Here is a 10365-nt window from a genome sequence, read left to right as displayed (position 1 = left end):
GGGCGGGGGGGGCCCCCCTCCCCGGCGCCCCCCCCGGGGGGGGCGCGCGCGGAGCTGGCCCCCGAGCGGGGCGGGCCCGGGCGCGGCGTCGCGAACCCGGCGGGGCCCCCGGATCGGGGGGGGCCGTTCAGGTGGTCGGTGGCCGGGCCGGGCCGAACCAGCGGTCGAGCGCCTCGGCCAGCCCGTCGCCGTCGCCGCGGCGGCCCACCCACGCCACGTGGCCGTCGGGCCGTACGAGAACGGCCCCCGGCTCACCGGGGAGCGAGCCGGGTTCCGGGTCGCCGGCGACCGCGGTGACCCGGTCGGCCCAGCCGGCGGGCACCCGTACGCCGGTCCCGCCCACGTCGAGCAGCAGACCGCCGCGGGCGCGCAGCAAGGTGGCGGTGCTGCCGCGCTCGCGCCCGCCGGACCGCACGACGGTGTGCGGCAGCCGGGCTCCGAGCAGCGGGTGCGCGGGGCCGGGCACCGGGTAGCGCACGTCGAGCGCGCTGATCATCCCGGCCAGGTGGGCCCGTACGTCCTCCAGGCCGGTCAGCTCGACGACCAGTTCGCGCAGCGGCTCCACCTCGGGGCCGCCGAGCAGCAGCAGGGCCTGGGCCCGGATGTTCGCCAGGACCCGGCGGCCGACCGCGTGCCGTTCCTCGTGGTAGGTGTCGAGGAGGCTTTCGGGAGCCGCCCCGCGCACGGTGAGCGCGAGCTTCCAGCCTAGGTTGAAGGCGTCCTGGAGGCCGAGGTTGAGGGCCTGGCCGCCGACCGGCATCTGCCGGTGGGCGGCGTCCCCCGCGAACAGGACGCGCCCGTGCCGGTAGGAGGCGAGCTGCCGGGAGGCGTCGCCGAAGGAGTTCACCCACAGCGGGGTACCGCCGCTGATGTCCTCTCCGGTGACCCGCTTCCAGACGGTGGCGACCTCCTCGAACGAGGCGTCCGAGGTGCGCGGGGCGGCCGCCGAGCCGAACTCGTGGACCATGACGCGCGTGACGCCCTTGTCGTTGCGCCAGGCGATGGCCAGCCCCCGCTCCAGGCGCTGGAAGCGCCGGTTGGGGATGTCGATGCCGTCGACGTCGGCCCGCAGCAGTTCCCGGCCGGCGTCGTGGCCGGGGAAGTCCACCCCGGTCAGCCGCCGTACGGTGCTGTCCTCGCCGTCGCAGGCGACCAGGTAGCGGGCGCGCAGCCGCAGGACCCCGCCGCGCCCGACGGCCTCGGCCTCGACGTACTCGCCGACCTCGCCGGCGGCGACCAGTTCGTGGCCGCACCGGATGTCGACGCCCTGCGCGATCGCCCACTCCTCCAGGACCGCCTCGGTCTTGGTCTGCGGAACCTTCCACTGGCCCGGGTGGGTGCTGGGCAGCGTGAGGTCGAGCGGGAGGCCGCCGAAGTGACCGCGCGGCTCGTGGGGCGGCGTGCCGACGTCGGGCAGCAGGTCCCGCGCGTCGAGGATCTCCATGGTGCGGGCGTGCAGCGTGGAGGCCCGGGACTCGGTGGAGGGGGCCTTGCGCTTTTCGACCACGACCACGTCCACGCCGCCGCGTGCCAGTTCGCCGGCGAGCATCAGCCCGACGGGTCCGGCGCCGACGACCAGGACCTCGGTGTGGAGCCGGTCCGGGCGGCCCGCGCCGCCCGGCGGCTCCGCACCGCCCGCTGCAAGGTCGGGCTCCACGCTCAGGAGGCCTTCGACTCGGCGTGGGCCTTCGCGTGCGCGAGGGTGGCGCAGCTGTTGGTGGACAGCGCCGTGTGCACGTACGCGCGGGCGTCGGCGACGGTGGCCTGGTCCCCGAGGATGCGCGCGATGTTCTCCGTGTTGATGGTCACGGTGTGCTGCGAGGACGCGGCGGTGCCCTCGTCGGTCTCGACGAACGTCCACTCGCCGGTGTGCAGGGTCATCAGCGCCGGCAGGGTGACCTGCTTGTAGGCGATCTTGTCGTGGGGGAAGACCACCCGGTACGACTTGGTGGTGTGCACCGAGCCGTCCTTGGCGCGGGTGTCCATCTCCAGCTCCTGCAGGCCCGGGGTGTCCTCCTCGAGGCGCACCACGGCCACGTGCGGGAGCCGCTCGGCCCACAGGTGGGCCTCGTTGATGAAGTCGAACACGTCCTTGGCGGAGCCCGCGACCTGGACGGTGTCGGTGAACGAGAAGGTCAGCTCCTCGGTCTCCGCGGCGTGCGCCGCCTCGACGTTGACCTTGAGCGCCGCCAGCTCGGAGGTGCTGTTCTTGTCCACCGCCTGCGCGATCCACAGCAGGTCGTGCGCGTCGTCACCGATGGCGCTGTAGTCGTGCAGCAGCCGGACGCGGGACTGCGCCTCGCCGAGCGGCTCGACGATCCAGGTGCCGCCCATGTGCTTGACGGGCTCCGCCGGGACCTCCTGGCGGAAGGTGATGCGCAGGCCCTCCGGGTCCAGGGTGCGGCGCGAGGTCCAGTTCTTCGGCTGGCCGTTGGCGGTCGCCCAGATCCGGATCTTCTCCTCGGCGCCCTCGGCCTCGACCCGGTCCACGTGGATGGTGGGCGGGAAGATCCGCGGCCAGTTGGTCACGTCCGCGAGCAACTGGTACACGGCGGCGGCCGGGGCGCCGATGGTGATCTCGTGCTCGACCTCACGCGTGGTCATGACGGGTTCTCCTCAGGTGGTGTTCGGGGGTGCGTGGGGCGGGACCTGCTAGAAGTTGCCCAGGCCGCCGCAGACGTTGAGCGCCTGCGAGGTGATGGAGGCGGCGGTGTCCGAGGCCAGGTAGCCGACCAGGCCGGCGACCTCCTCCGGGGTGGAGTAGCGGCCGAGCGGGATCTTCGCCTGGAACTTCTCGAGGATGGCGTCCTCCGAGGTGTCGTAGGCGGCCGCGTATCCCTGGCGGACCTTCTGGGCCATCGGGGTCTCGACGTACCCGGGGCAGACCGCGTTGACGGTGATGCCGGTGGGGGCCAGCTCGTTGCCCAGCGCCTTGGTGAAGCCGACGACGCCGTGCTTGGAGGCGGAGTACGGAGCGCCTAGGACGACGCCCTGCTTGCCCGCGGTGGAGGCGATGTTGATGATCCGGCCGCGGCCCTTGTTCCGCATTCCGCCGATGGTGAGCACGGCGCGGGTGACGCGGAAGACGCTGTTGAGGTTCGTCTCGATGACGTCCTGCCACAGCTCGTCGGCTATGTCGGCGGTCGGTCCGCCGCCGGACCGGCCGGCGTTGTTGACGACGACGTCGACGCTGCCGAAGCGGTCGACGGCGGCCTGGACGAAGGCGTCCACCGAGGCGGTGTCACGGACGTCGACGACCGCGCCGTCCACGTCCAGGCCCTCGTCCTGGAGCTCCTTGACGGTGGCGGCGATGTTGTCGGCGTTGCGGGCGCCGATGAACACCTTGTGGTTCTGCGAGGCGAGCAGGCGCGCCGAGGCGAGGCCGATGCCGCTGGTCGCGCCGGTGACGACGGCGACCTTGGGGGTGGAGTTCTGGGTCATGTCCCGATCCCTTCAGGCGGCCTTGGCCGGGGCGAGCTGCGAGTTGACGACGTCGATGAAGGTCCGCGGCGTGTGGGCGTCGTTGACGGCCTCCTCGTCGAGGGAGATGCCGCACTCGCGCTCGATGAGGCTGCCGGCCTCCAGCAGGGCGAGGGACTCGTAGCCGAGCACGTCGAACTCGGTGTCGAGGATGTCGCCGTCCAGGTCGACGCCCTCGGCCACGCCCGCGGCCTCCTTCAGGATGCGCTTGAGGTCGTCGAGGGTGAACGCCTTGGTGGCCATGGTGGAAGTCCCTTTCATGATGATGCTGCGTGGGTGGTGGCGTACGTGCGGACGGGCCGCCCCTAGTCGGCGGCGCGCACGACCATGGCGGAGTTGAATCCGCCGTTGCCGCGGGCCAGGACCAGCGCGGTGCGCACCGGTGCCGGGCGCGGCTGGCCCAGGACCAGGTCGAGCGGGTAGTCCGGGCACGGGTCGACGTGCACGGTGGGCGGGATGACCCCGTCGCGGATGGCGAAGAAGGCGGCGGCGAGGTCCAGCGGGGCCGCGCCCGAGTACAGGCGTCCCGTCATCGACTTGGGCACGGTCACCGGGACGGCCCGGGCTCCGAAGACGGCGCTGATCGCCTCGGCCTCGATGCGGTCCAGCGCGGGGTCGCCGGCGCCGTCGGCGAAGACGACGTCGACGTCGCCGGAGTCGACGCCCGCGTCGGCGAGGGCGAGCTCGATGGCCTTGCGCAGGCCGGGCTCGCGGCCGCTGCCGGGCCGGGGGTCCATCGTCGAGCCGTGGCCGGCGATCTCGCCGTAGATGCGGGCGCCACGGGCGCGCGCCGCGTCGGCGTCCTCGGCGATGAGGATCGCGCCGCCCTCGCCGGGGACGTAGCCGCGGGCGTCGCGGTCGAAGGGCAGGTAGGCGCGGGCGGGCTCGTCGCTGGTCGACAGCTTGCCGGTGGACAGCTGGGCCACCCAGCCCCACGGGCAGATGGAGGCGTCGACGGCTCCGGTGACGATCAGCGCGGTGCCCTTGCGGATCTGGCGGCGGGCGTGGGCGACGGCGTCGAGGCCGCCGGCTCCGTCGCTGACCACGACGCCGGCCGGGCCCTTCATGCCGTTGCGGATCGAGATCTGGCCGCTGTTGACGGCGTAGAACCAGGCGAAGGACTGGTACGCCGAGACGTACTGGCTGCCCCGGCTCCACAGGCTCTGCAGCTCGCCCTGGCCGAACTCGAAGCCGCCCGCGGCCGAGGCCGTGATGACGCCCATGTCGAACTCGGACATCTTCTCGGGGTCGACGCCGGCGTCCTGCAGCGCCCAGTCCGTGGCCACCAGCGCGAGCCGGGTGACCCGGTCGGTCTGCGGCAGGATGCGCGAGGGCAGGTGGTCCTCGGCGACGAAGCCGGGGATCTCACCCGCCAGGCGCGCGGGGTAGCTCGACGGGTCGAAGCGGGTGATCCGGCCGATGCCGTTCTTTCCGCCAAGAGTCGCCGACCAGTAGTCCTTGGCGCCCAGCCCGTTGGGGGAGGCGATGCCGAGGCCGGTGACCACCACCGACGCGGTCATACGAGGCTCCTTTCAGGGCTGGCCAGCACCATGGCGCTCTGGAAGCCGCCGAATCCGCTGCCGACCGTGAGGACCGCGTCGACCAGTTGGTCCCGCGCGGTCACCGGTACGTAGTCGAGGTCGCATTCGGGGTCGGGCGTCGTCAGGTTGGCCGTGGGGGGTACGAGGTCGTACTCCATGGCCAGGGCGGACGCGGCGATCTCGATGGAGCCGATCGCGCCGAGCGAGTGCCCGACCATCGACTTGATGGAGCTGACCGGCGTGCGGTAGGCGTGGTCGCCGAGGCTGCGCTTGAAGGCGGCCGTCTCGTGCCGGTCGTTCTGCTTGGTGCCCGAGCCGTGCGCGTTGATGTAGTCGATCGCCTCGGGGTTCAGGCGGGCCTCACCGAGGGCGAGGTTGATGGCCTCGGACATCTCCAGGCCGTCGGGGCGCAGGCCCGTCATGTGGTACGCGTTGGAGCGCGTGGCGTAGCCGGCGATCTCGGCGTAGATGTGCGCGCCGCGCTTCTTGGCGCTCTCCAGCTCCTCCAGCACGAAGAAGGCGGTGCCCTCGCCCAGCACGAACCCGTTGCGGGTGCCGTCGAAGGGACGCGAGGCGCGCTCCGGGTCGTCGTGGCGGGGGGTGGTGGCCTTGATGGCGTCGAAGCAGGCCATGGTGATCGGGGAGATCGGGGCGTCCGAGGAGCCGGCGATCACCACGTCCGCCGATCCCTCGCGGACCAGCTCGACGGCGTAGCCGACCGAGTCGAGGCCGGAAGTACAGCCGGTGGAGACCACGGTGGAGGGGCCCTCGGCGCCCACGGCCCAGGCGACCTCGGAGGCGAAGGAGCTCGGCACCATGTGGTTGTAGAGGTGCGGGACGGCGTAGGAGTGGTCGACGAGGTCGAGCCGGCCGCCGTCACTGACGACCCGGTACTCCTCGTCGAGGCTCATCGTGGCGCCGACCGCGGAGCCCACGGTGACGCCGATGCGGTGCGGGTCGATTCCGCCCAGCTCGATGCCGCTGTCGGCGACCGCGCCGCGCGAGGCGACCACGGCGAACTGCGCGGCCCGGTCCAGGCGGCGCACCTCCTGCGCGGTCAGCCCGTGGGCGTACGGGTCGAAGTCGACCTCGGCGGCCACCCGGGAGCGGAAGGGCGAGGGGTCGAAGAAGGTGATCCCGCGCGTGGCGGTGCGGCCCTCGCTCAGCAGGTTCCAGAAGTTCTCCTTGCCGACGCCACCGGGGGCGATCACCTCGATTCCGGTGATGACAACGCGTCTGCGGGTCACGCGGACGCCTCCCAGCTGTAGAAGCGCGTGGCCATCGCGTCGGCCGGTGAGCGCCAGGTCTTGGGGTCGTAGGCCTCGATGAAGGGCTTGAGGTCCTGGCTGATCCCGACGAAGAGCGGGTCGCTCTTCGCCTGCTCGATCAGCTCGCCGCCGTTGTCCTCGTCGAAGTCCTGGAGGTGGAAGTACAGGCCCCGGTACGAGAACAACTGGCGGCGCCGCGTTCCCATGCGCTGGGGCATGTCCGTCGCGTCGAATTCGGAGAACAGCTTTGCCACATCGGCGGACGAGGCTGCTGCCATCCGGGCGACAATCAACGTGCTGTGCATACGGTTTGGCTCCTCAGCGTGTGCGCGGGAGAGCGCGGTGCAGACGCGGCTGCGTGGCGGCCTGAATTCGCCACTGGCTTCGACGGTCCCGCCTGGCGATAGCGCGCCGCACGGGGGATTCTCGAATTCCGCCGGAGCGGGTGCACCGCGCGCCTTCTCATGGATAGGGGCACGTACGCGGGACGCCCGGCTCCCCGAGCGGGGTGCCGGGCGTCCGGGGCATTGCGGTCCCGTCGCGCCGTGGAAGGCGCGCCGGGTCACTCCCCGGCGGCGCGGGAGTGCACCACGGTGTACGTGTTGATGTACGGGGCTTCGGTGGAGACGGCGCTGATGCGGCCCTGCGCCTTCTGGCGCTCGGCGGACTGCTGCTCCGGGGCCTGGTCGCGGTAGGCGTCGTAGGCCTCCTTGCTGTCCCACTGCGCGTAGGAGACGACGAACTTGCCGTCCAGGCCGCGGGCGCGCAGGCCCTTGAGGACCACGTGCGAGCGGAAGCCGGGGACCTCGGCGAGGAACTCCTGGCCCTTGCCGAGGGCGTCGATGGCCTCGTCCTGGCCGTCGTCGGTCACGGAGTGGACGCCGAGGACGGTGTAGTCGTCGCGGTGCGTGCCGACCTCGACCTTGCCGCCGAGGGCGGCCGAGGTCAGTGTGTGGGCGACCTCGTTCTGGAGCAGCTTGATCGAGGTGGTGATCTCGCCGAAGACGGGGAGGGTGCGGTGCTTGAACTCTTCGCCCTCGTACCGCTTCTCCAGGTCCTCGCCGCTGCGCCACTGGATGAAGTTGAGGGTGCCCAGGCTGTCGACGCCGGCGTGCACGGTGCTGTTCATCCAGCCCTCGTACGTCGCCGCGTTGACGATCTTCGTCATCTCGCCGACCAGGGTGTCCTGCTTCTCAGGCGCGTCGGTGGTGAAGAGGTTGAGGACGGTCAGGTGCTTGTCCTCGAGGGAGATGAAAGGCATTCTTCTTCGCTTCCTGTGAAGGGTACGGACGGAGCGGTACGGAGGGCGCGCTCAGTTGGCGGGACCGAACCAGCGGGCGAGGGCGTCGGTGAGGCCTTCGCGGCCGGCGCCCGCGGGCGCGACCCAGGCGACGTAGCCGTCGGGGCGGACGAGGATGGCGTCCACCGGGGCGTCGCAGTCGGGCTGGTCGGCGCGGACCGCCTCGACGCGGTCGGCCCAGCCGGCGGCCGCCTCGCCCAGGCCGTGGTCACCGCCGAGTTCGATGAGCACGGCGCGGCCGGCGTTCAGCAGCGCGAAGACCGAGGTCTTCTCGCCGTCGACGACGAGGTCGCGGTCGGGCAGGCGCCGGCCGAGCAGCGGGTGGTCGCCCGCGCCGACGTCGTGGCGGATGTCGAGGCCGGTGACCATGCCGACGAGGTGGCGGCGGACCGATTCGTGGTTGTCGACCAGCTCGGCGAAGACCTCGCGCATCGGGGTGATGTCGTCGCCGCCGAGGTAGAGGATGCGCTGGGCGAGGGTGTTGGTCAGGATCCGGGCCCCGACCGGGTGCCGCTCGGCGTGGTAGGTGTCGAGCAGGCCCTCGGGCGCCCTGCCCTGGATGTCCAGGGCGAGCTTCCAGCCGAGGTTCACCGCGTCCTGGATGCCCGCGCTCATGCCCTGCGCGCCGATGGGCAGGTGGATGTGCGCGGAGTCGCCGGCCAGGAAGACCCGGCCGCGCCGGTACTCGGTGGCCTGGCGGCTGTTGTCGGTGGTGGAGCTGACCCACAGCGGGGTGGCGCCGCTGATGTCCTCGCCCGTCAGGCGCCGCCAGGAGTCGACGACCTCCTCGAAGGTGATCGCCTCGGGGCTCGTGCGCAGCGGCTCGGCCCGGTCGAAGTAGATGACGCGGCTGCGGTCCGGGCCCATGGGGATGACCATCACCATGCCGCCGGGGACGCGCTCGCCGCTGAAGCGCGGGCGCAGCTGTACGCCGGCCACGTCCGCGAAGCGCAGCTCGATGGCGGGCTCGGTGCCGGGGAAGTCGATGCCGGCGAGCTTGCGCACGATGCTGCGGGCGCCGTCGCAGCCCACCACGTGGCGGGCGCGCAGGGTGAGGGTGCCGTCCGCGCCCTGCGCGGTGACCGTCACGCCCTCGGCGTCCTGGGCCAGGCCGGTGACCTCGACGCCGCGGCGGATCTCGGCGCCCAGTTCGCGCGCCCAGCCGCCGAGGACGCCCTCGGTACGGGCCTGCGGGATGCCGCGGGCGCCGTACGAGCCGCCTTCGAGCACCTGGTAGTCGAGGGGGACGCCGCCGAAGTGGCCGACCGGAATGACGCCGACCTCGCCGAAGCGGGCGATCAGGCCGCGCTGGGCGAATTCCTCGATGGTCCGCGCAGAAAAGCCGAGCGCCCGGGATTCCCTGATTGGCTCGGCGAGTTTGTCAAGGACGAGCACCGAGGCTCCATTGAGCCTCAACTCGCCCGCGAGCATGAGTCCGGTGGGCCCGGCCCCCACAACAATGGCATCTACATCAAAGGTGCTCATCCCGCCTCTTCCCACTGGTGTTCGGCCAGTATCGAGAGGGTCCGTGCGGGGCGTAAAGAGTCATTGATACAGACCTTCGACAATCAATGACAGAAAAGCGTCCGCAATGTCAGATCTTTGTCAGGCGGGCTTGCCCGGACGGGCCGTGCCAGGCGCATTCTCAAGGATGACCTCCACCGAAATCCTCGAGGAATCCGGCACCGCAAGCCTTCTTGTGGCGGCCCTTTTGAACCGCTATCTGGTCTCCCTCGACGACGAGGAGCTCGACGACGCCTGGGCGGCGGAGCTGTTCACCCCGGACGCGGTGGTGGCCTTCCCGCCGATGAGCCGGCACGAGGGCACCGAGGGCATGGCCGCGTTCCACCGCAAGGCGCTGTCGGCCTTCGCCGCCACCCAGCACCTGGGCTCCCCGGCCGTGGTCGTCCTGGACGGGGACCGGGCCACCCTGCGCGCCAACCTGGTCTCCACGCAGGTGCACCACCCGCGCCACGTCCCGCCGCAGGGCGTGCTCGCCCCGCTGTTCACCACAGGCACCTTCGTCAACGGCGAGGCCCTGCGCACCCCTGCCGGGTGGCGGCTGACCCTGCTGTCCTTCCGCCTGCTGTGGGCGGACGGCACTCCCCCGCCGGCCGCGTAGGCACGCGCGGTACGCGGTACGCGGTACGCGCAGCGCGCGGCGCAGCCGGGGAGGCTGCCGCCGCGCGTTCGGGTGCCGGGACCGCGGTGGTCCGCGGGTACGGCTCAGGTGTTGAGGGTCAGTACCCGGTCGACCTCGATCTCGATGACCACCCGGCCGGGCGGGTTCGGTGGCGCCGACCAGTACCGCTTGGCGTACCGCTTGGCTCCCTCGGCCACCCGCCCGGGCTCGCGCACCACCGTGGCGGCGCCCTCCAGCGTGACCCAGCTGAAGCCCTGCACCTGGCAGATCGCCACCCGGCCGCCGGGGTCGGACAGCAGGTTGCGCGCCTTGCGCGAGGAGACGACGGTCATGACCCGGACGAGGCCGGCCGGGCCGTCCCAGGTGAACCGTACGGGCGCCGTGTGCAGCGTCCCGTCGGGCCTGACGGTGGTGAGCACGCCCACGTGCTCGGGGTCGTTGAGGAACGCCTCGACCGAGGGCGACACCTGCGGTGCGTCGGCGCGCTGCTTCGACGGCGACATCGGGTGATTCCTTTCTTCACCGGGGCGTGATCATCGACTGCCGTCCCGGCTCTACGAGGGGTCGGGTTCCGCCCGGAACCGTCCGGTGCAGGCCATGGGTCACCCGCGGGGCCGGCCCGGCGGGCCGGCC

Annotated in this window: 11 protein-coding genes; 1 reads left to right on the top strand and 10 read right to left on the bottom strand. The window is 72.1% G+C overall.

The window, feature by feature from the left end:
- Positions 1–127: 127 nt before the first annotated feature.
- The 9 genes from ABZY57_RS30230 to ABZY57_RS30190 form a co-directional block, all read right to left on the bottom strand.
- A complete protein-coding gene (locus tag ABZY57_RS30230) occupies positions 128–1657 on the bottom strand; it encodes an FAD-dependent oxidoreductase (RefSeq protein WP_356517328.1) in 1530 nt (509 codons plus the stop codon).
- A gap of 2 nt (positions 1658–1659) precedes the next feature.
- Complete coding sequence (locus tag ABZY57_RS30225) at positions 1660–2604, bottom strand: aromatase/cyclase (protein ID WP_356517326.1); 945 nt, start codon at positions 2602–2604, stop codon at positions 1660–1662.
- 48 nt (positions 2605–2652) lie between these two features.
- Positions 2653–3441 (bottom strand): 3-oxoacyl-ACP reductase FabG, encoded by a 789-nt coding sequence (gene fabG / locus ABZY57_RS30220; RefSeq protein ID WP_356517324.1) that lies wholly within the window; start codon positions 3439–3441, stop codon positions 2653–2655.
- A 12-nt stretch (positions 3442–3453) separates the two neighbouring features.
- Positions 3454–3723, bottom strand: a complete 270-nt coding sequence (locus ABZY57_RS30215) for an acyl carrier protein (protein WP_356517330.1) — start codon at positions 3721–3723, stop codon at positions 3454–3456.
- Between the two features lie 62 nt (positions 3724–3785).
- Positions 3786–5000 carry a ketosynthase chain-length factor gene (locus tag ABZY57_RS30210; RefSeq protein ID WP_356517322.1) on the bottom strand — a complete coding sequence of 405 codons (1215 nt, stop codon included), beginning with the start codon at positions 4998–5000 and terminating at the stop codon, positions 3786–3788.
- Positions 4997–6268, bottom strand: coding sequence for a beta-ketoacyl-[acyl-carrier-protein] synthase family protein (locus ABZY57_RS30205; RefSeq protein WP_356517320.1), 1272 nt, complete (start codon positions 6266–6268; stop codon positions 4997–4999). The genes ABZY57_RS30210 and ABZY57_RS30205 overlap by 4 nt, the downstream gene beginning before the upstream one ends.
- The gene (locus tag ABZY57_RS30200) at positions 6265–6594 is read right to left on the bottom strand and encodes a TcmI family type II polyketide cyclase (protein WP_356517318.1); all 330 of its coding nucleotides are present in this window, start codon (positions 6592–6594) and stop codon (positions 6265–6267) included. Before ABZY57_RS30200 ends, ABZY57_RS30205 begins: the two co-directional genes overlap by 4 nt.
- A 257-nt stretch (positions 6595–6851) precedes the next feature.
- Positions 6852–7550, bottom strand: coding sequence for an antibiotic biosynthesis monooxygenase family protein (locus ABZY57_RS30195; RefSeq protein ID WP_356517316.1), 699 nt, complete (start codon positions 7548–7550; stop codon positions 6852–6854).
- A gap of 51 nt (positions 7551–7601) precedes the next feature.
- Positions 7602–9074 carry an FAD-dependent monooxygenase gene (locus ABZY57_RS30190; RefSeq protein ID WP_356517314.1) on the bottom strand — a complete coding sequence of 491 codons (1473 nt, stop codon included), beginning with the start codon at positions 9072–9074 and terminating at the stop codon, positions 7602–7604.
- Between the two features lie 166 nt (positions 9075–9240).
- Here ABZY57_RS30190 and ABZY57_RS30185 point away from each other — a divergent pair, with 166 nt between their 5' ends.
- Complete coding sequence (locus tag ABZY57_RS30185) at positions 9241–9711, top strand: nuclear transport factor 2 family protein (RefSeq protein ID WP_356517312.1); 471 nt, start codon at positions 9241–9243, stop codon at positions 9709–9711.
- Positions 9712–9815: 104 nt separating this feature from the next.
- On the opposite strand, the gene ABZY57_RS30180 is transcribed toward ABZY57_RS30185, so the two are convergent.
- Positions 9816–10235 carry a TIGR03618 family F420-dependent PPOX class oxidoreductase gene (locus ABZY57_RS30180; protein ID WP_356517310.1) on the bottom strand — a complete coding sequence of 140 codons (420 nt, stop codon included), beginning with the start codon at positions 10233–10235 and terminating at the stop codon, positions 9816–9818.
- Positions 10236–10365 lie beyond the last annotated feature (130 nt).

The organism is Streptomyces sp. NPDC006450 (assembly GCF_040612195.1).
GTDB lineage: Bacteria > Actinomycetota > Actinomycetes > Streptomycetales > Streptomycetaceae > Streptomyces.
This window is presented reverse-complemented; position numbering and strand designations above follow the sequence as displayed.

Coding starts and splice junctions, on each gene's coding strand:
- ABZY57_RS30225 (WP_356517326.1), bottom strand. CDS start 2,604: ATGACCACGCGTGAGGTCGAGCACGAGATCACCATCGGCGCCCCGGCC.
- fabG (WP_356517324.1), bottom strand. CDS start 3,441: ATGACCCAGAACTCCACCCCCAAGGTCGCCGTCGTCACCGGCGCGACC.
- ABZY57_RS30215 (WP_356517330.1), bottom strand. CDS start 3,723: ATGGCCACCAAGGCGTTCACCCTCGACGACCTCAAGCGCATCCTGAAG.
- ABZY57_RS30210 (WP_356517322.1), bottom strand. CDS start 5,000: ATGACCGCGTCGGTGGTGGTCACCGGCCTCGGCATCGCCTCCCCCAAC.
- ABZY57_RS30200 (WP_356517318.1), bottom strand. CDS start 6,594: ATGCACAGCACGTTGATTGTCGCCCGGATGGCAGCAGCCTCGTCCGCC.
- ABZY57_RS30195 (WP_356517316.1), bottom strand. CDS start 7,550: ATGCCTTTCATCTCCCTCGAGGACAAGCACCTGACCGTCCTCAACCTC.
- ABZY57_RS30190 (WP_356517314.1), bottom strand. CDS start 9,074: ATGAGCACCTTTGATGTAGATGCCATTGTTGTGGGGGCCGGGCCCACC.
- ABZY57_RS30185 (WP_356517312.1), top strand. CDS start 9,241: ATGACCTCCACCGAAATCCTCGAGGAATCCGGCACCGCAAGCCTTCTT.
- ABZY57_RS30180 (WP_356517310.1), bottom strand. CDS start 10,235: ATGTCGCCGTCGAAGCAGCGCGCCGACGCACCGCAGGTGTCGCCCTCG.